The sequence below is a fragment of the Mannheimia massilioguelmaensis genome (assembly GCF_000940515.1).
GTDB classification, from domain to species: domain Bacteria; phylum Pseudomonadota; class Gammaproteobacteria; order Enterobacterales; family Pasteurellaceae; genus Basfia; species Basfia bettyae.
Window position 1 is genome coordinate 225516 of record NZ_CDQL01000005.1, and the last position, 20467, is coordinate 245982.

At 36.0% G+C, this 20467-nt stretch carries 16 protein-coding genes; 1 reads left to right on the forward strand and 15 read right to left on the reverse strand.

The features are described from left to right. Window positions 1-13 precede the first annotated feature (13 nt). From bamA to pyrH, 7 genes are all read right to left on the reverse strand, one after another. Window positions 14-2401, reverse strand: a complete 2388-nt coding sequence (gene bamA, locus BN1226_RS04245) for an outer membrane protein assembly factor BamA (RefSeq protein ID WP_044470135.1) — start codon at window positions 2399-2401, stop codon at window positions 14-16. Between the two features lie 36 nt (window positions 2402-2437). After that, window positions 2438-3766 (reverse strand): sigma E protease regulator RseP, encoded by a 1329-nt coding sequence (gene rseP / locus BN1226_RS04250; protein WP_044470136.1) that lies wholly within the window; start codon window positions 3764-3766, stop codon window positions 2438-2440. A 20-nt stretch (window positions 3767-3786) separates the two neighbouring features. Continuing rightward, the gene (locus tag BN1226_RS04255) at window positions 3787-4653 is read right to left on the reverse strand and encodes a phosphatidate cytidylyltransferase (protein ID WP_044470137.1); all 867 of its coding nucleotides are present in this window, start codon (window positions 4651-4653) and stop codon (window positions 3787-3789) included. Window positions 4654-4671: 18 nt separating this feature from the next. Beyond that, a complete protein-coding gene (uppS, locus tag BN1226_RS04260) occupies window positions 4672-5391 on the reverse strand; it encodes a polyprenyl diphosphate synthase (protein WP_044470138.1) in 720 nt (239 codons plus the stop codon). Window positions 5392-5485: 94 nt separating this feature from the next. After that, window positions 5486-6685, reverse strand: coding sequence for a 1-deoxy-D-xylulose-5-phosphate reductoisomerase (ispC, locus tag BN1226_RS04265; protein ID WP_044470139.1), 1200 nt, complete (start codon window positions 6683-6685; stop codon window positions 5486-5488). An 82-nt stretch (window positions 6686-6767) separates the two neighbouring features. Further along, entirely contained in the window at window positions 6768-7325 is a 558-nt protein-coding gene (frr, locus tag BN1226_RS04270; RefSeq protein WP_005761777.1) for a ribosome recycling factor, read from the reverse strand. 74 nt (window positions 7326-7399) lie between these two features. After that, window positions 7400-8116 (reverse strand): UMP kinase, encoded by a 717-nt coding sequence (gene pyrH, locus BN1226_RS04275; protein WP_044470140.1) that lies wholly within the window; start codon window positions 8114-8116, stop codon window positions 7400-7402. Between the two features lie 144 nt (window positions 8117-8260). Here pyrH and BN1226_RS04280 point away from each other — a divergent pair, with 144 nt between their 5' ends. Continuing rightward, entirely contained in the window at window positions 8261-9817 is a 1557-nt protein-coding gene (locus BN1226_RS04280; protein WP_044470231.1) for a phosphoethanolamine transferase, read from the forward strand. Between the two features lie 85 nt (window positions 9818-9902). Here the strand turns inward: BN1226_RS04280 and tsf are convergent, their stop codons facing one another. From tsf to lysM, 8 genes are all read right to left on the reverse strand, one after another. Further along, entirely contained in the window at window positions 9903-10748 is an 846-nt protein-coding gene (tsf, locus tag BN1226_RS04285) for a translation elongation factor Ts (protein ID WP_005761792.1), read from the reverse strand. A gap of 167 nt (window positions 10749-10915) precedes the next feature. Next, window positions 10916-11641, reverse strand: a complete 726-nt coding sequence (gene rpsB / locus BN1226_RS04290) for a 30S ribosomal protein S2 (RefSeq protein ID WP_044470141.1) — start codon at window positions 11639-11641, stop codon at window positions 10916-10918. 236 nt (window positions 11642-11877) lie between these two features. Then, a complete protein-coding gene (gene ppiD, locus BN1226_RS04295) occupies window positions 11878-13749 on the reverse strand; it encodes a peptidylprolyl isomerase (protein ID WP_044470142.1) in 1872 nt (623 codons plus the stop codon). A gap of 126 nt (window positions 13750-13875) precedes the next feature. Continuing rightward, the gene (lon, locus tag BN1226_RS04300; protein WP_044470143.1) at window positions 13876-16302 is read right to left on the reverse strand and encodes an endopeptidase La; all 2427 of its coding nucleotides are present in this window, start codon (window positions 16300-16302) and stop codon (window positions 13876-13878) included. A 116-nt stretch (window positions 16303-16418) separates the two neighbouring features. Continuing rightward, the gene (gene clpX, locus BN1226_RS04305) at window positions 16419-17654 is read right to left on the reverse strand and encodes an ATP-dependent protease ATP-binding subunit ClpX (protein ID WP_044470144.1); all 1236 of its coding nucleotides are present in this window, start codon (window positions 17652-17654) and stop codon (window positions 16419-16421) included. A gap of 23 nt (window positions 17655-17677) precedes the next feature. Continuing rightward, window positions 17678-18259 (reverse strand): ATP-dependent Clp endopeptidase proteolytic subunit ClpP, encoded by a 582-nt coding sequence (gene clpP, locus BN1226_RS04310; RefSeq protein WP_005761686.1) that lies wholly within the window; start codon window positions 18257-18259, stop codon window positions 17678-17680. 242 nt (window positions 18260-18501) lie between these two features. Further along, the gene (gene tig / locus BN1226_RS04315) at window positions 18502-19797 is read right to left on the reverse strand and encodes a trigger factor (protein WP_044470145.1); all 1296 of its coding nucleotides are present in this window, start codon (window positions 19795-19797) and stop codon (window positions 18502-18504) included. A 209-nt stretch (window positions 19798-20006) separates the two neighbouring features. Continuing rightward, on the reverse strand, window positions 20007-20450 hold the full coding sequence (lysM, locus tag BN1226_RS04320; protein ID WP_044470146.1) for a peptidoglycan-binding protein LysM: 444 nt from the start codon (window positions 20448-20450) through the stop codon (window positions 20007-20009). Window positions 20451-20467: the final 17 nt, after the last annotated feature.

Genomic DNA, 20467 nt, shown 5'->3' on the forward strand with positions numbered 1-20467 from the left:
GTTCCCTACAGTATTAGAATGTTCCACCGATAGTAAATTGGAACTGTTCAATATCATCACGTGCATATTTTTTGATCGGTTTTGCATAAGAGAATACCAAAGGCCCAATTGGTGATTGCCATTGGAAACCTATCCCAGCAGATGCACGAATACGTGATGGATCACTGTAATCAGGTAAGTTTGGATATTTACTTTTATCTTTTGAAGACCAGTGAGTGTTCCATAAACTACCTGCATCAACAAAGAATGAGGTACGCACTGAATTTTGATTTTTCTCAGCAACAAATGGTGTTGGTACAATAAGTTCCACACTAGCTGTTGCCATTGCATTACCACCTACAACATCATCACTGTAGCCACAATATCCTTTTACTGTATGACCAGCAGCATCAGTACAGTTTTCAGAATAGTAAATTGCATTCGGTCCTACACCACCATAAGAGAAACCACGCAAGCTAGATATACCACCAATGTTGTAGTTTTGGTAGAACGGTAATTTTTTACCTCCCATACCATTTGCATAGGCGGCTCCAGCTTTACCAGAAAGTACCCAAGTATGGGCACGATCTAAAGGATAATAGCCAGCAATATCTGCACTAATTTTATAGTATTTATTATCAGAGCCAGGGATAGTGATGATACCACCCAGTGTTGCTTTAACCCCTTCAGTTGGTAAGAATCCACGATTTAAATTGTTATATATCCAACCTGTAGAGAACGTGAAGTCATGAGATTTAAATACCCATTTATCATAGTTCATAGATTTAAGATATTGAGCACGATTGTATTCAGGAGTAATATTTTTAAGTTTGTTATATGCATAACCTAATCCCAAGTAATATGAGTTATTTTCATTTACAGGGAAGCTTAAGGTTGTATTTACACCATATGTTGTTCTAGCATATGCTGCTTCGGTATCACTATCTGAATTATCATATTTTTCATAGAATATATTACCACCAAGACTAACACCATCTTTAGTAAAGTATGGTTCGGTATAACCTAAACTGACACTTGTACCATAGTCGTTGCGAGAACCTGATAAACTGACGGATGATCCCATACCTAAGAAGTTGTCTTGTTTTATACTTGCTTGATAACTAAAGCCACTTTCTGTACCATAACCAATACCAAAGTTAATACTACCTGTATTACGTTCTTTTACTTTATAAATGACATCAAGTTGATCATCTGTACCTGGTACAGCCTCTGTACGGTGTTCAACAGTTTCATAGAAACCAGTACGATCTAGGCGAATTTTCCCTAATTCTACTAATTGAGATGATAACCATGTACCTTCTTGTTGACGCATTTCTTGGCGTAATGTGCTATCAGCACTGACAGTATTTCCCTCAAAACGAATTTGACGAACACTATAACGACGGCCTGCTTCAACTATAAAACTTAGTGCAATCTCTTTATTATTTTCATCAAATTCAGGGTGACTATTGACGGTTGCACTTGCATAACCACGTTCACTTAATTTTGTTTTAATTTGATCTTCAACAGCTTTTACCTCATTGCGACGAAATATCTCGCCAATATGTAAGGTCTGTAAAATAGGCTGTAATTCATCTTGCATACCTGCTACATCACCGATAATCCGTGCACTTTTGAGGTTGTATAAATCACCTTCATTCATCATGACTTTTACTGTAGCATGTTTTTTTGAATCATCTAATTTGACGTCTGTCCCTGTGATATGGAATTTTGCATAGCCACGGTTTTGGTAATAATTAGTGATAGTATCTAAGTCTTTACCAAATTGTACATTCTCAAATTTATTACCAAACAGTTTCCACCAAGCATCAGGTTGGAGTTCCATCTGTTCTTGTAAGGTATCACTATCGAATGCGTTATTGCCTTCGAAAGTAACTGAATCTAATAAAGCTACATCATTTTCTTTGATTTGTAATTTAACTTCAGCAGTATTATTCGGAAGTTGATTAACGATAGTTTCTACTTTAGCGTTATATCGCCCAGTGCTGGTATAGTGGTCTTGAACACCTTGGCGAAATGCTTCAAGTTTTTCTCGATTCAATCGTTCGCCTGGTTTGAAACCATTATCTTCTAAATTTTGTTTAAGTGCATCTGTTGGAATTGCACTATTACCATCAATGGTAACATCTGAAATAATTGGCTTTTGTGATATTGCAATAACAAGGGTATTACCATCTCGTCCAGCTCTTACGTCCTCATAACCTCGAGCGAAGAGTGTTTTGACAACATTAGCAAGATCACTATCTGTTGCACGTTGACCAACTCGTACAGGTAGTCCAGCGATAATGGCACTTTCAGATCCTGCTTGAACCCCATCAATGCGAATATCTTGAACAACGAAAGGCGCCGCCATCGCATTTGTTGCGCTAAGTAATAAGCTAGCAATTAAGAGTTTTTTCATCGTTAATATTATCCTAAATAAGATCAATACATTTTATTATAAACGTAAGAAATCATTAAATAGAGCAAAGATTGTTAGCAATAACAAGAGTGTTGCTCCAATTCGATAACTTACATTTTGAATTTGTTCAGAAACGGGTTTTCGCATAATTCCTTCAGCTGCAAGAAAAACAAGATGTCCACCATCTAAAACAGGCAAAGGAAATAAGTTCATTATTCCGAGGTTGACACTAATAAGTGCCATAAAACTTAAATAATACACCAAGCCATAACTAGAGGAAATACCTGCGCCTTTCGCAATGGAAATCGGTCCACTTAAATTATTAATAGATAAATCACCCGTAAATAATTTACCAATTACCTTAATCGTTAACCAAGAAAGCTGAAATGTTTTTTCTGCTCCTTTTTGTAGGGCATTAAGCATATCATATTTTAGTTCAGTACGATACTTCTCATTAAGCGGTTCAAATGTAGGAGATATACCAACCATCCAACGTTTTTCTGTAAATTCTGGGGTGATACTGGTGTTAAATATTTGACCCGCACGATCTACTTGTATATCAATTGTTTTCCCTGCTTGAACCAGCTTAACAAAATCTTGCCAATTAAATTCTGCACCAGAAGATTGATGAATGACATCACCTAGTTGTAATCCTGCTTTAGCCGCAGGAGAATTATCAATAATTTTAGAGATCTTCATCTCAACTTTGCCTGAAACTGGCTCAATACCTAAAGAGCCGAATGCACTTTCTTTTTCAGGATCATATTTCCAAGTGGTAAGATCTAAGGTCTTATGTAGCTCAGATGTCTCACCAAAAGGTGTCAAGGTTAGCTTCACTTGTTGATTTCCAAGTTTAGAAGCTAATAGCATATTAATGGATTCCCAATCTGCTGTAGGTGTATCATCTATTGCGATAATTTGTGTATTACTAGGGATTTCCGCTTGTGCGGCAATAGACTGAGCTTGTACAGATGATATAACAGGTTTAACACTTGGAATGCCAATTGAATAAATCACCCAATAAGCTAAGATTGCAAATAAGAAATTTGCTAAAGGTCCTGCCGCAATCACAAAGGCACGTTGTAAAACCGACTTATTATTAAATGCTTGTGACTTTAGTGATTCAGGCACTTGTTCATTGCGTTCATCAAGCATTTTGACATAGCCTCCGAGGGGAAGCATTGAAATAGCAAATTCTGTCCCTTGTTTATCTATTTTACGCCATATCACTTTACCAAAACCGATGGAAAAACGATGTACTTTTATACCGCACTTTCTTGCAGCCCAAAAATGTCCATATTCATGTACTGATACCAGCACACTAATAACAATAATAAATGAAAGTAATGACCATAAGAATGACATTATTGACTAATTCCTTATGTTTATAATACAAAGAAGTAGAAGTAGGCAAAAAATGGTGTTGCAGCCGTTAAACTATCAATACGATCTAAAATGCCACCATGACCTGGAATTAAATGGCTACTATCCTTAATACCACTTTCTCGCTTAAACATACTTTCAGTTAAATCACCTAATACTGAAATTGCAACTGTTGCTACTGATAGTATTGTTAGAGATAGCTTGTTACCATGATTAAATAGAGATTCTCCTGCAATCATTTGGAAACCATAAGCAAAAATACAAGCTGTAATTAATCCTCCTACGACACCTTCCCATGTTTTACCTGGGGAAACTTTAGGAGCAAGTTTATGTTTACCAAAAGCTCGCCCAGCAAAATAAGCACCACTATCTGCTGCCCAGACTAAAATACATACATAAAGTAATAACATGATGCCATGATGAACATTAGTCACATAGTTATCTAAGCGTAGTTTTAATACACCGATTAAGAACGGAACTAATGTAAAGAAAGCAAAAATAGCATGAAGAATTAGTGATTTACCCCATAGCATAGCGGATTTAGGATAGTTTATTACTAAGAAGAATGCCACAATCCACCAAATGACCGCACATAGCATCAAGGGTTCTGCTAAATCATCGAATACTCGACCGGCATTGAGATAATCAGAATGGCTATAAATAAATAAGAATAAGAAAGTTGCAGAGATTGCCGTAATGACATAACGCCAAACCTCAGTCTTAATTTTAGGAAATTGTGTCCATTCCCATATGCCCAAAGTGATCACTACTACCAAACATAATCCAAAATAGAATGGAGAAAATAGCAATAATGCAGCAAATACAATCGCAATTAAAACAATAGCAGATAAAATACGTTCTTTAAGCAAAAGATGTTCCTCTTTGTGTTATTCGCTCGTTCCAAAACGGCGGTCGCGTTGTTGATAAGCATAAATAGCTTGATTGAATGCTTCTTCATTAAAGTCTGGCCACAGTACTTCTGAGAAATAAAGTTCAGCATAAGCAATTTGCCATAATAAAAAATTGCTTATACGCTGTTCACCACTAGTTCGAATTAATAAATCCACAGGTGGTTGTTCTTGAGTAACTAAATGGCGTTGAAAAAATGCTTCATTAATATCAGTAGTATCAATCTTTCCTTCTTTTACTTGCTGAGCGATTTGTTGTGTAGCTTGTACAATATCCCAACAACCACCATAATTAGCTGCAATATTCAGTGTTAATGCCTGATTATTTGCAGTTAATGCTTCTGCATCAGCAATTTTTTCTTGTAATTTATCACTAAAACGAGAAGTGTCACCAATAATACGTAATTTAATATTATTTTTATGTAGTTTTTTGACTTCGCTATCTAGGGCATGCATAAAAAGAGTCATTAATGCACTGACTTCTTGTTCTGGGCGATTCCAATTTTCACTGCTAAAAGCGTATAAGGTTAACGCATTAACTCCAATTTTTCGGGCATATGAGACAGATTTACGTACAGCCATCACACCATTTTTATGACCAAAAATACGCATTTTGCCTTTTTGTTTTGCCCAACGTCCATTACCATCCATAATAATGGCAATATGTTGAGGAATCTTATTTGGATCAAGTTCTTTCATTTAAAATTTTTTAGATTTTTACCGCACTTTTATTTGGCGGTGAATATATCATAAGTTATGAGTATAGGGTAGATTCTCCCCATATTCTTATTCATTAGATTGAGTAAATTACTTTTTCGGCCATTAAACGGGCTTGTTTATCTACCTCTAATACATCATCTATACTATTGATAACTTGAGGCTGAATAAGTTCCACGACTTTTTTATTTACTGTAGCAATATCTGTAAATTTAATCATTTTGTTTAAAAATGCATCTACAGCAATTTCATTACTTGCATTCATTGCAGTAGTTGCATATTGACCAGCTGCAAAGGCATCTATAGCTAATTTCAAATTAGGATAACGATGATAATCAGGGGCTAAAAAGGTTAATCCATTGAGTTGGTAGAAATCTAATGGCGATACGCCTGAAATAATTCGGTTTGGATAGGCCATGGTTTCTGCAATTGGTGTTCGCATATCTGGATTGCCCATTTGTGCAATCACTGAACCATCAATATATCGTACCATGGAATGAATGATAGATTGAGGATGAATAATTACTTCCATTTCATCCGCACTTGCATTGAATAACCAACGTGCCTCAATATATTCTAGGCCTTTGTTCATCATGGTTGCTGAGTCTACAGAAATTTTCTTACCCATAGACCAATTAGGATGAGCTATTGCTTGCTCTGGCGTAATCTTATTGAATTCATTTAAATCTGTATAACGGAATGGACCACCAGATCCTGTTAAAACAATTTTTGAAATACCAAGTTCTTTGAGTGGGCAAAAGCCTATTTGTTGCTGTGCTTCAGGCGGTAAGGATTGGAAAATCGCATTATGTTCGCTATCCACAGGTAATAATCGTGCTTTTGTGCGTTTTACTTCATCAATAAATAATTGACCACAAGTAACTAATGTTTCTTTATTTGCAAGTAATACCGTTTTGCTTGCTTGCACAGCAGAAAGTGTCGGGAGTAATCCCGCTGCCCCCACAATAGCTGCCATTACTTGATCAGCATCTGGGTGTGCAGCTAATTCACATATGGCTTTTTGTCCTGCCAAAACGACTGTTTTACTGCCTACCGTTTGTAATTTTTCTGAAAGTTGTTTAGCTGCTAATTTATTGTCTAAAGCAGCAAACTGCGGTTGAAATTTTAAACATTGTTCAACCATCAAGTTGACATTACATCCGCCCACCAAGGCAAAAGCTCGATATTGTTCAGGGTTATGTTCAATAACGGAAAGCGTGCTTGCACCTATAGAACCTGTTGAACCTAGAATCACAATGTTTTTTGTTTTTTTCATAATTTTGACCGCACTTTGATGATAATAATAAACAGCAAAAGACGCAGTAGGAACTGCGTCTTTTTATATCATTAAATAGAAATTAGAAATCCATTAATTCTTTTTCTTTATCCGCTAATACTTCATCTACTTTTTTGATATAAGTATCAGTAATTTTTTGGATATCTTCTTCTGCTTTACGTTGATCATTTTCGCTGATTTCTTTATCTTTTAATAAGGCTTTGATTTGATCATTTGCGTCACGACGTACGTTACGAATAGCGACTTTACCTTGTTCACCTTCACCTTTAACTAATTTGATTAAATCACGACGACGTTCTTCCGTTAATGGCGGAAGTGGAACACGGATAGTTGTCCCAGCTGATGAAGGGTTTAAACCTAAATCAGAGGTTAAAATTGCTTTTTCAACCGCTTGGATTAAAGAACGATCAAATACTGTCACGGCTAAAGTACGAGCATCTTCAGCAACCACGTTGGCTAGTTGACGAAGTGGCGTTGCAGAACCATAGTATTCAACTTGAATCGCATCTAATAAACTTGGTTGAGCACGACCTGTACGGATTTTTGCAATATGACCACGAAGTGCTTCTAAGCTTTTTTCCATACGATCTTGAGCATCTTTTTTGATTTCATTAATCATTAAAATTGTTTCCTTTTAAATAAATATCAAAACAGGGGAATTTTAGCTAAATTCTTATGTTTTTCCTAGAAAATTTAACCGCTAATTGTTGTGCCTTCGTCAGTTCCTAAAATCACTTTACGTAATGCACCTGGTTTAACCATATTAAATACACGAATTGGCATATTATGGTCACGAGCTAAGGTAAATGCCGCTAAGTCCATTACTTTAAGTTCTTGATCGATAACTTCAGCATAGGTTAATTGATTGAATAATTTAGCATTAGGGTTTTTGGCTGGATCACAATCATATACACCATCAACTTTAGTGGCTTTTAATACCACATTGGCTTCAATTTCGATACCTCGTAAACAAGCCGCTGAATCTGTAGTAAAGAATGGACTTCCCGTACCCGCTGAAAAAATAACGACACGTTTTTCACGTAACATTTTGATTGCTTCAGACCAGTTATAAGTATCACAAATACCATTTAATTGGAAAGCTGACATCAATTTTGCATTGACGTCAGCACGATGCAAGGCATCACGCATTGCTAAACCATTCATTACGGTTGCAAGCATACCCATATGGTCACCTACAACACGATTCATGCCTGCTTTGGCTAGTTTTGCACCACGGAATAAGTTACCACCACCAAGTACCACCCCAACTTCAACACCCATTTCAACTAATTCTTTGATTTCAAGTGCCATTCGGTCGAGGATAGAAGGATCGATACCAAAGCCTTCCTCACCTTGTAATGCTTCACCGCTTAATTTAAGTAAAATTCTTTTATAAATTGGTTGGCTCATTATTTTTTCCTTTTTGTGCTACAAAATTGGTTTATTTTATAAGATTCCAGACAGGCTGTGAAGAAGTTAATGCTAGAAATTAGTGGATAATCTAGGATAAAATACTCAACCTTGATTTATTTGATGGCAACATATATCAATATTATGCGTTTATTTAAAATTTCTCAAATTTATGCCGCACTTTTTTGTGTGATTTGTGCGGCACTTGCTGGCTTCTTGATGTTAAAAGGTTCAGGTGTTTTTACTGCTCCAAGTATCGCTTTAATACTTTTATTTACAGTGATTATTTTATTCTTGAGCAGTAGCAAGAAAAGCTTTTATTTTATCTTGGTGCCTATTGCATTACTACATGCTATTTATACACCAGCTGGCTTAAATTTTGGTCCACCTAGTTACCAATATATTGCCTCTATTTTTTCTACAGATATTTTGGAAACTAAAGAATTCCTTTTTCAGATTCCTCTGTTAAGTTATGTAGCAGCATTAGCTATTTTAGTGTGCATTTTCTTACAATATAAAATAGCAAGAAAATTTAATGTTCAATTTTATCGTAATAAAACTTTTTTAACGTTATCTGCTTTGTTGGTGGCTTTCCATTTACCCATTGCCAACCCCTTAAAAGAAGCAGTTAATTCTACCGTACAAGTTGTAGATGAGCTTGATAAGTTAAAGAATATGTCACAAGCAAGCAGTTGGGGAACTTCAACCTTAGAGAATTCACCCTATCAAGATTATGTGATCGTATTAGGTGAAAGTGCACGTAAGGATTATCATCATGCTTATGGTTATCCAATTGAGAATACTCCATTTATGTCAAATGCCAAGGGCGTTATGATTGATGGTTTTTCAGTGGCTGGTACCAATACTGTTGCTTCATTGCGTTTAATGTTTACAGAGTCTAATAAACGAGAAGGTACACCTAATTATGATCTGAGTTTAGTCGATTTGATCAAATCTGCTGGGATAAAAACTTATTGGATTTCTAATCAAGGTTATTTAGGCGAATATGATACGCCAGTGGCATCATTAGCTTCTAAATCTGATCAGATGGTTTTTTTGAAAAAAGGCGGAAGTTTTAATTCAACTAATTATAGTGATTTTGAATTATTACCTAAATTTGCTCAAGTATTAGAAGATAAAGAGCAGGGTAAACGTTTTATCTTATTACATCTGTATGGTTCGCATCCTCTTGCTTGTGATCGTATTGAGGATTATAAAAAGATCTTTAAAGATGGTGAGATTGATAAAAAATATGATTATCTTAATTGCTATATTTCTTCTATTAAAAAGACCGATGAATTTTTAAGCCGTGTTTATAATCAGTTAGAGAAAAATTATGAAAAAACGCACCGCAGTTTTTCTATGATTTATTTCTCAGATCATGGTTTATGTCATCAAGATGATAATAGAGCAGGTATCTTATTTAACCAAAACTGTTTTAGCCAATTTCATCATCAAGTGCCATTAATGAAATTTTCTTCTGATGATAAAGAGCAAATACGTTATAAAGTCTTTAAGTCTGGATTGAATTTTATTGATGGAGTTGCCCATTGGATGGGAATTAAAAACCCTAAACTCCAAGGCGATACAGATTTGTTTTCTAATCAACCTGATCCTGATGATTATGGCTTAGCTGAACGTATTAAGCAGAAATATCGTAAAGATGCTGATCCTGCCATTGATATTCGACCTAAGAAATAAAAAATAAGGTCTAATTTATCATAAAAAGAAGCCCGCATAATGCGGGCTTTTTGCTATATGGATCTGCAATAGACTCTAATTCTAATTAGATTTTTTGCATTGCTGCAACTTCTGCTGCAAAATCAGTTTCAGCTTTTTCGATACCTTCACCTACTTCGAAACGAACAAAGTTTGTTACAGTAGCACCAGCTTCTTTTAGGAATTCGCCAACAGATTTTGATGGGTCCATAACAAATGGTTGACCAGTTAATGAAACTTCACCAGTGAATTTTTTCATACGACCTTCAACCATTTTTTCTGCGATTTCACGAGGTTTGCCAGATTGCATTGCAATATCAACTTGAATATTACGTTCATGTTCAACAACGTCAGCAGGAACATCAGATGGATTTACATAGTCAGGACGGCTTGCTGCAACGTGCATTGCCACTTTCTTGAATAAATCTTCATCAGCAGGTTGACCAGCGACTAATACGCCGATTTTCGCACCGTGTAAGTATGAAGCAACCGCACCATCTAAGTATTGAACACGACGGATTGTCATGTTTTCACCGATTTTAGCCACTAATGCAGCACGTTTTTCTTCAAATTGTGCAGCTAATACTTCGATAGTTGTACCTTTATTTGCTGCAGCAAAATCTACCACTTCATTTGCTAAACCTAAGAAACCTGCATCTTTTGCTACGAAGTCAGTTTCACAGTTCATTTCTACTAATACACCGAAACCGTTGTTAATGCGAGCAAGAATAACACCTTCCGCAGCAACACGACCTGCTTTTTTAGCGGCTTTAGCTTGACCAGATTTACGCATATTGTCGATTGCTAATTCGATATCGCCGTTTGCTTCAACTAACGCTTTTTTACATTCCATCATACCTGCACCAGTACGATCACGAAGTTCTTTTACTAATGATGCTGTAATTTCAGCCATTTTGTTGTCCTCTATATTCTTTGGATTGGCATGCGAACTATTTTAAAATAGACCGCACTTTATTGATAAGCTAAATAAAAAGCAGGGAACTACTAAAGCCCCTGCTAATTAATTAATCGTTGTGATTAATAAGGGCTTTCGCCGCTATCACCAAAAGTGGCTCAGAATTACTCTGCCGCTTCCTCAGCAAATTTTTCTTCAGTTGTAGTTTGTTCGCTACGACCTTCTTTAACAGCTGCAGCTGCTGCTGTTACGTATAACTGAATTGCGCGAGTCGCATCATCGTTACCAGGAATAACGAAGTCAACGCCATCTGGGCTAGAGTTAGTATCAACTACGGCAAATACTGGAATACCTAAGTTGTTAGCTTCTTTGATTGCGATGTGTTCGTAGTCAGCACCGATTACGAATAATGCATCTGGAAGACCAGCCATATCTTTGATACCGCCAAGGCTTAACTCAAGTTTTTCCATCTCACGAGTACGAACTAAAGCTTCTTTTTTAGTTAGTTTTTCGAATGTACCGTCTTGAGATTGAGTTTCTAAATCTTTTAAACGTTTGATTGATTGACGAACAGTTTTCCAGTTAGTCAACATACCGCCTAACCAACGGTGATTTACGAAATATTGTTGACAGTCTAATGCTGCTGTTTGAACAGCTTCTTGAGCTGCACGTTTTGTACCAACGAATAAGATTTTACCATTGTTACTAGCAATACGTGTTAATTCAGCTAATGCATCATTAAACATAGGAACTGTTTTTTCTAAGTTAATGATGTGAACACCGTTACGTGGACCATAGATGAATGCTTTCATTTTAGGGTTCCAGTAACGAGTTTGGTGACCGAAGTGAACGCCAGCTTGTAGCATGTCACGCATTGAAACTTGTGCCATAATATTTTTCCTTTTAATTGGGGTTTTGCCTCCACATACCAAGCAAATCGACCGTTTGGCACCCCGATTTACCCGTGCGATATGTGTGTGATTTAAATAAAATTGTTTTGTTATTTTAAAAAGACAAAATAACGGCGCTCTTTATACCATAAAGTGCGGTTAAAAACTAGAAAATTTTGTCCATAAATGAAAAAAGCCTACTTTTTACAGTAGGCTTTATGGATTAATCAAACAACTTATTCTTGGCTTTGTTTCATGAATTCTTCATTTACTTCAATTTTGGCTTTTGAACGTAATGATTTTAACAAGTTAGTTTGTAATTCAGCTTGTTGAGCACGCATGACTTGTGCTGTAAATTGTTGGCGTTGTTGCTCTGAAACTTGACCATTTTCTACCGCACTTAATGCAATAATCATAACATCACCATTATTTGCTTTTGCTGCTTTATAGCTGGTTTTACCTGCATCTGGTTTTGCCATAGAGAAGATCACATCATTCAATACGGGATCTTTATTTTCTGCATATACCCATGTTTCTGATGCACCAAAATTTAAACTTGTTGGTTGTTGACCTTTTTCGAGTGCTTCAACGATGTTATTGGCCTGAGTCAATACAGCATTTTCTGCTTTTTGGCGTGCAAGGAAGGCTTTAATTTCAGCTTTAGAGTCTTCCAGTGATTTTATCCCTTCAGGTTTATGTTCTACTACTCGGACAACAATAGAATGCTGATCGGCAACATTCATTGGTTCTGAGTTTTGGCCTCCTTGAGAAACTTCGCCATCAAAAATAGCATTTGCCACAGAAGGGAAATTTAGTGCCTCAGGAATATCTTTACGTGAGAAATAGTCAGTTTCTTTGACTTTTAAACCTGCAACTTTAGCTGCTGCTTCCAGTGAAGATTGGTCTTCAAATGCTTTTTCTGCCACTTGTTTTTCTATTGAATAGAATTGGTTATTCAATAATTCTTGGCGAATCTGATTAGCAATTTGATCTTTGACTTCCTCTAAAGATAAAGCGTTTGCGGTTTTTCTTTCTATTAATTTGATAATATGATAGTTATTATCCACTTTAACTGGGGTGCTATATTGATTTACAGATAATGAGGCTGTTGCATCGGTAAAAGCTTTTGGTAAATCATTTGCATTAACCCAACCTAAATCACCACCATGAGCGGCAGAGGGTTTATCTAAGGATTTTTCTTTTGCTAACGTGGCGAAATCAGCGCCAGCTTGTAAAGCTTGATAGGCATCTAAAGCATCATTTTCATTTGCAAATTGAATATGGGATAAATGTTCTTGGTTTTTTGAGATAAATTGAGCTTTATTATCTTGGTAATATTGTTGAATCTCAACATCAGTGACATTGACTAATTTTGATGCACTTTCTTTAGTTAAATCAAGATATTGTACTTTTACTAATTCTGGTACCATAAATGCTGTTTTATTCGTATTATAGTAATCTACAATTTCTTGTTCTGTCACATTTTGTTTGGCAATTTCTGCCGTTAATGGAAGATTTGCTAAACGAACAGTACGCTTCTGAAAAATTTGCTTTGTGAATTGCTCTTGTTGGGCGGGTAAAAGAAATTCAGTTCCACTTAAACCAACTTGTAATTGATCTAAACGTAATGCTTCTCGTAGATAGGCAGCATAAGAATCGGTAGTCATACCATTAGAACGTAATGTTTGTTGATATAATTCGTTGTTAAATTTACCTTCTTTTTGGAATGCTGGGGTATTAACAATTTCTTGCTTAATTCGGGCATCGCTAACTGCTAATTTTAAACCTGAAGCATATTGGCGAACTAATTCCTGATCGACTAGGTTATTTAATACTGACTTTCTTAATCCTGTTAAGAATTCTGGCGTATCTGCTACCGCAGAAAATTGTGCACCTAATTGTTGGCTTAAACGTTGATATTCATCATTATATCTTTGTTGGAATAACTGTTGTGAAATTTCTTCACCATTCACTTTGACTGCGGAAGTATCTGTGGTTGCAACCATATAACCCGCCATACCACTTATAACGAATGCGACAGCAATAAGACCAAAAAGAAGTTTTGAAAATAGGCTGTTCGATGCATTACGCATTTTTTCCATTGACATTAGCATTCATCCTATAAATTTTAATTAAAAAGGTTTTCGAATTATAATCGAAATGACCTGAATTGGCACGTTAAAAATAAAAAAGGCACGAGTTTTTATCGTGCCAGTTTCCTTTATTTTATTACCTTAATTTACGGTTGAGGTAGTTCGTTTTGACAGTACTTTTCTGGGTTTTGTGGTTTTTACTTTAGTTGTTGGTTGGATTTTTACAAATTCAACGCCTGTCGGTGGATTTTCTAAAGCAATAGTTAGTACTTCATCAATAGTTTCCACTGGAATAATTGTTAAGGCTGATTTTGCATTATCAGGAATTTCTTCTAGATCCTTAACATTTTCTTTTGGAATAAGAACAGTTTTAATTCCTCCTCGATGGGCGGCTAGTAATTTTTCTTTTAGCCCTCCGATAGGTAATACTTTACCTCGTAAACTAATTTCTCCGGTCATCGCAACTTCAGCTTTTACAGGATTTCCTGTTAAGCAAGAAACTAATGCTGTACACATGGCAATACCTGCACTTGGACCATCTTTTGGTGTTGCGCCGTCAGGAACATGAATATGAATATCTCTTTTTTCATGAAAATCCGTTGCAATTCCTAGTTTTTCGGCACGGGTACGTACAACGGTCATTGCGGCTTGAATAGATTCTTTCATAACATCGCCTAATGAGCCAGTGAAGGTTAATTTGCCTTTACCAATAACAGAGGCTGTTTCAATTGTTAGTAAATCTCCTCCAACTTCTGTCCAAGCTAAGCCAGTGACTTCACCAATACGGTTTTGAGTATCGGCTAAACCAAAGTCAAAACGTTTTACGCCAAGGTAATCTTGTAAATGTTTTGCATCAATAGTGATGGATTTTAGTCCCTTAGTTAATAGTAAGTTTTTTACTGCTTTACGGCAAATTTTTGAGATTTCTCGTTCAAGCCCACGGACTCCAGCTTCACGAGTATAGTAGCGAATAATATCAATAATCGCACTATCATCAATAGTTAATTCACCTGCTTTTAAGCCATTGCGTTCCATTTGCTTGTTAACTAGGTGACGTGTTGCAATATTTAGTTTTTCATCCTCTGTATAGCCAGAAAGGCGAATGACTTCCATACGATCTAATAATGGTGTCGGGATATTCATCGAATTAGATGTTGCAACAAACATCACATCAGATAAATCGTAATCTACTTCTAAATAATGGTCATTAAAGTGTGAGTTTTGTTCAGGATCTAATACTTCTAAGAGTGCTGAAGCTGGATCTCCTCTCATATCCGATGCCATTTTATCAATTTCATCTAACAAGAAGAGTGGGTTTTTTACCCCAACTTTTGCCATTTTTTGGATTAATTTCCCTGGTAATGAACCAATATAAGTTTTACGGTGACCACGAATTTCGGCTTCATCACGTACACCACCTAATGCCATACGCACGTATTTACGCCCCGTTGCATTAGCAATAGATTGACCTAAAGATGTTTTCCCTACACCAGGAGGACCGACTAAGCAGAGAATCGGACCTTTTAATTGATTTAAACGAGTTTGTACCGCTAAGTATTCTAAAATACGTTCTTTTACGCGTTCTAATCCATAGTGATCGGTATTTAAGATTTCTTCTGCTTTGGCAATATCTTTTTTTACTTTTGTGCGTTTATGCCAAGGCACTTGAATCATCCAATCAATATAGCTACGAACAACGGTTGCCTCTGCAGACATTGGTGACATCATTTTCAGTTTTTGCAGTTCAGCATTAACTTTTTCATATGCTTCTTGAGGCATTTTAGCCTCTTCAATTTTTTGACGTAATTGTTCAATTTCGTCGTTCGCAGGTGCACCTTCACCATCACCAAGTTCTTTTTGAATGGCTTTCATTTGCTCATTCAAGTAGTAATCACGTTGGCTTTTTTCCATTTGTTTTTTCACACGGTTACGAATGCGTTTCTCCACTTGTAATAAGTCGGCTTCGCTTTCCATCGTGCCAAGTAAGTACTCTAAACGATCAACAACATTTTCACGTTCAAGCACTTCTTGTTTGTGACTGACAGAAATAGGTAAATGTGCAGCTAAGGTATCAGCAAAACGATCAAATTCAGTAATATCTGATAACGCTTTTGATAATTCAGGCTGAATTTTTTTATTTTGTTTTGCATAATTTTCAAATTCAGTGAGAACAGTATCACGTAAAACATCTAATTCTTTTTTGTCACCTAGAGTGGTTTCAATAGGTGTGACTGTGGCAGAAAAATATTCTTCATCTGTCAACTTAAGGATATTAGCACGTTGTTGACCTTCAACTAATACTTTAACTGTACCATCAGGTAGTTTTAATAGTTGAATGATATTAACAATTGTCCCTATTCCATAAACATCATTAATTGTTGGCTCTTCAAGTTCTGCTTGTTTTTGAGAGACCAATAATAATTGTTTGCCTGATTCCATGGCTTCATCTAGGCTACGAATTGATTTCGCACGACCAACAAATAATGGCATTACCATAAAAGGAAATACCACAACATCTCTCAATGGGAGAACGGGTAATTCTTTCTGTTGAATTTTTCTAGTGCTCATAAGTTACTCTTTATTTGAAATTTCAGATTTGTTTAGCTTATATGGGGGTAGTAGAGAGAACTTCAAGTATCATTAAATAAAAGTGCGGTAGAAATTCCGCACTTTTTATAGAATGATTACTTGTATTCTAATTTTGGTGCTTGATTTTTATTGATGACATCCTCATCAACAATCACTTTTGTTAGATCTTTTAATGATGGTAAATCATACATCGTATCTAACAATGCACTTTCTACGATTGAACGTAGGCCTCGTGCACCTGTTTTACGAGCAAGAGCTTTTTCTGCCATTGCTTTAAGTGCTTGATGAGTAAATTCTAGTTCAACATCTTCTAAGCTAAATAGTGCTTGGTATTGTTTAGTCAGTGCATTTTTAGGTTCGGTTAAAATTTGAATTAATGCATTCTCATCCAGCTCACTAAGTGGAGCAACTACAGGAAGACGACCAATAAATTCAGGAATTAAACCATATTTGATTAAATCTTCAGTTTCAATTTGTTTGAATAAGTCAGTGAGGCTTGCTTCATCTGCTTCACCTTTCACTTCAGCATCAAAACCGATACCACTACCTTTATGAATGCGTTTTTGTACCACACGATCTAAACCTGCAAATGCACCACCACAGATAAATAAAATTTTAGAGGTATCAACACGTAACATTTCTTGTTGTGGATGTTTACGACCCCCTTGAGGTGGAATAGAAGCCACTGTCCCTTCAATTAATTTTAATAAAGCTTGTTGAACACCTTCGCCAGAGACATCACGAGTAATGGATGGATTATCTGATTTACGTGTGATTTTATCGATCTCATCAATATAAATAATACCTTGTTGAGCTTTTTCAGTATTATATTCACAATTCTGTAGTAATTTTTGAATGACATTTTCAACATCTTCACCAACATAACCCGCTTCGGTTAAGGTGGTTGCATCAGCCATTGCGAAGGGAACATTCAGCATACGAGCCATGGTTTCTGCAAGTAAAGTTTTACCGCTTCCTGTAGGACCAATTAACAAAATGTTACTTTTACCAAGTTCAACATCTCCAATACCATTACTTGAGCGTAAACGTTTATAATGATTATAAACTGCAACGGATAAAACCTTCTTGGCATATTCCTGACCAATTACATAATCATCTAAATGGGCTCTAATTTCATGTGGAGTAGGCAGTTTTTCTTCTACTTCTAAATATTCTTCTGCAGTTTGCTCTGCTTGATTATCGTGTAATAGATCGTGGCATAAATCAATGCAATCGCCGCAAATATAGCCATTTACACCAGCAATTAATTTACCCACTTCATCTTGTGATTTTCCACAAAATGAGCAAGTTGTATCTTTTTCTTTTGCCATTTTATCTTTCCAATACTGATGGATTAACGTTTTTCTAATACGCTATCAATAAGACCGTAATTTTTTGCTTCTTCTGCTGACATGAAATTATCACGATCAGTATCTCGTTCAATAATATCCATAGCTTGTCCAGTATGGAAAGCTAAGCGTTGATTTAATGTATTTTTAATTTTCAAAATTTCTTGTGCATGAATTTGAATATCAGAAGCTTGTCCACGAAAACCACCTAATGGTTGGTGGATCATCACTCGTGCATTGGGTAACGCTGCTCGTTTACCTGCGGCACCACCTGCTAATAGGAATGCCCCCATTGAGCAAGCTTGACCAACGCATAATGTACGGACATCAGGCTTAATAAATTGCATGGTATCGTAAATTGCCATACCCGCTGTAACAGAACCGCCAGGAGAGTTAATATATAAATTGATATCTTTTTCAGGACTTTCCGATTCTAAAAAAAGCAGTTGAGCAACAATTAAATTTGCCATGTTGTCTTCAACTTCACCGCTTAAGAAAATAATGCGTTCTTTTAATAAGCGAGAATAAATGTCGTAAGAACGCTCACCACGAGATGTTTGTTCTACCACCATAGGAATAAGAGCCATAGGTACCTCTAAATCAAATTTAAATAGCTAATAATTTTTGACTAGCATATATACAAAGCGTTCGGTTATTCTACCTGAAAAATAGAATTTTTCTAACTTTAATTATCTAGTGAAAAGTTTGAATCCATAGCTTATTGCATTATAAGCAGATAATAGGGTTTAGATAGAAGAAAAAAGTGCGGTGAAAATTTAAAAAATTCTACCGCACTTTAATACTAAGAAAAGTAGGAATCTACAGCAGATTATGCTTGTGGATTCATTACTTCATCAAAAGTGGATGCTTTTTCTGTTACTTGTGCTTTTGCAAGAACGGCATCAATAGCTTGTTCTTCTAATACAACATTACGAATGTTATTCATTAATTCGTTATTTTTGCTATAGTATTCAACCACTTCAGCAGGTTGTTCATAAGCAGATGCAATATCTTCAATCATTGCTTTAACTTTATCTTCATCAGCTTTTAATTCATTTGAAGAGATCACTTGAGATAATAATAAGCCAATTTGGACACGACGTTTTGCTTGTTCTTCAAATAACTCACGTGGTAATTGAGCAGCTTGTTGAGTATTGCCACCAAAACGTTGAGCTGCTTGAGCACGTAAAGTTTCAATTTCTTGATCAACCGCTGCTGCAGGCACATCAATTGGATTTTGTTCAATTAAGCCATCAATAACTTGATTTTTTACTTTTGCAGTTAAAGCATTTTTTAATTCACGTTGCATATTTTTACGAATTTCAGTACGTAAATCATCAACTGATTTTGTATTTGGACCAAATTTAGCAATGAATTCGTTTGTTAATTCAGGTAATACCATAACTTCGACTTTTTTCATGGTAATAGCAAATTTAGCTGCTTTACCTTTTAAGTTTTCTGCGTGATATTCTTCAGGGAATGTCACATCAATGTCAAATTTATCGCCAGCTTTATGACCTAAAATACCTTCTTCAAAACCTGGGATCATTCGGCCTTGACCCATTGCTAAAACGAAATCATTAGCTTTGCCGCCTTCAAATTCTTCACCGTCTACTGAACCAACAAAGTCGATAGTGACACGATCTTCTTTATTTGCAGCATTATCTGTTTCAGCCCAAGTTGCTTGTTGTTTACGTAGTACTTCAACCATGTTGTCCACGTCAGCATCTGAGATTTCAACAGTTGTTTTTTCAACCTTGATATTTTCTAAGCCTTGTAATGTTACTTCTGGGTACACTTCAAATGTTGCTGTAAATTGTAAATCTTTACCAACTTCATAACTTTCAACAGCGAATGTTGGGCGACCTGCTAGGTTGACTTTTTCTTGGAACGCTAAATCAAAGAAATGGCGTGGTAATAAATCATTTAATACATCTTGACGCACTGAAGCACCAAAACGTTTTTCAATAATTTGTGCAGGAACTTTACCTTTACGGAAACCATCAATACGTGCAGTTTTAGAAACACGTTTTAATTCTTCACGTACAGCTGTTTCAACAGTTTCTGCCGGAACGGTGATAGTGACACGACGCTCAAGACCTTGAGTTGTTTCAATAGTTGTCATTCTTCTTTTACCTCGAATTGAATTGAATGTGCAATCGGCGAACGCTTACACCGAATACGGGTTTAAATTGATATAAACTGGAGAATTATATCGCTAGTCAAGGATACAGTCGAGGAAATGAGATAGAAAAAAAAAGACTTGCTTAAAAAATGAGCTAAAATAAAAGAAAAACCCTATTCCACTTTTGTAAAATAGGGTTCGATAATCAATTAAAGCGCTTTTGGAACGCGGATTTTTTGACCTGGGAAGATTTTGTTTTCGTCTTTAATCACTTCTTTGTTTGCTTCAACAATGGCTTTATATTTTGCACCGTTGCCGTAATGTTTTTCAGCGATTGCCCATAAAGTGTCGCCTTTTTGGATAACGTAAAATTCATCATCACCACCAAGGACATCACCATTTAAGATGTTAACACCTTCTGCTTTAACGGAAGAAATGCCAGCAATGTTACCTGCCATTAAAATTGCTTTTTCTAATGCGCTTGCTGATTTTGCTGTACCTTGAATATTGGCAACACCATTTTCAACAGTGACATTAAGATTTTCAACACCTGGATTATCTTCAGCAATGTGATTAGTGACCGCTTGTGAAGCTTCTTCTTCTTTGTTGAAGATTTTTTTACCAATATTACTTACGAAGTCGAATAAACCCATTTTTCTTTCCTTTTATT

Excerpts from the sequence above, each read along its gene's own strand:
- bamA (WP_044470135.1), bottom strand. The coding sequence starts at position 2,401 with ATGAAAAAACTCTTAATTGCTAGCTTATTACTTAGCGCAACAAATGCG.
- rseP (WP_044470136.1), bottom strand. The coding sequence starts at position 3,766 with ATGTCATTCTTATGGTCATTACTTTCATTTATTATTGTTATTAGTGTG.
- uppS (WP_044470138.1), bottom strand. The coding sequence starts at position 5,391 with ATGAAAGAACTTGATCCAAATAAGATTCCTCAACATATTGCCATTATT.
- ispC (WP_044470139.1), bottom strand. The coding sequence starts at position 6,685 with ATGAAAAAAACAAAAAACATTGTGATTCTAGGTTCAACAGGTTCTATA.
- frr (WP_005761777.1), bottom strand. The coding sequence starts at position 7,325 with ATGATTAATGAAATCAAAAAAGATGCTCAAGATCGTATGGAAAAAAGC.
- pyrH (WP_044470140.1), bottom strand. The coding sequence starts at position 8,116 with ATGAGCCAACCAATTTATAAAAGAATTTTACTTAAATTAAGCGGTGAA.
- BN1226_RS04280 (WP_044470231.1), top strand. The coding sequence starts at position 8,261 with ATGCGTTTATTTAAAATTTCTCAAATTTATGCCGCACTTTTTTGTGTG.
- tsf (WP_005761792.1), bottom strand. The coding sequence starts at position 10,748 with ATGGCTGAAATTACAGCATCATTAGTAAAAGAACTTCGTGATCGTACT.
- rpsB (WP_044470141.1), bottom strand. The coding sequence starts at position 11,641 with ATGGCACAAGTTTCAATGCGTGACATGCTACAAGCTGGCGTTCACTTC.
- ppiD (WP_044470142.1), bottom strand. The coding sequence starts at position 13,749 with ATGTCAATGGAAAAAATGCGTAATGCATCGAACAGCCTATTTTCAAAA.
- lon (WP_044470143.1), bottom strand. The coding sequence starts at position 16,302 with ATGAGCACTAGAAAAATTCAACAGAAAGAATTACCCGTTCTCCCATTG.
- clpX (WP_044470144.1), bottom strand. The coding sequence starts at position 17,654 with ATGGCAAAAGAAAAAGATACAACTTGCTCATTTTGTGGAAAATCACAA.
- clpP (WP_005761686.1), bottom strand. The coding sequence starts at position 18,259 with ATGGCTCTTATTCCTATGGTGGTAGAACAAACATCTCGTGGTGAGCGT.
- tig (WP_044470145.1), bottom strand. The coding sequence starts at position 19,797 with ATGACAACTATTGAAACAACTCAAGGTCTTGAGCGTCGTGTCACTATC.
- lysM (WP_044470146.1), bottom strand. The coding sequence starts at position 20,450 with ATGGGTTTATTCGACTTCGTAAGTAATATTGGTAAAAAAATCTTCAAC.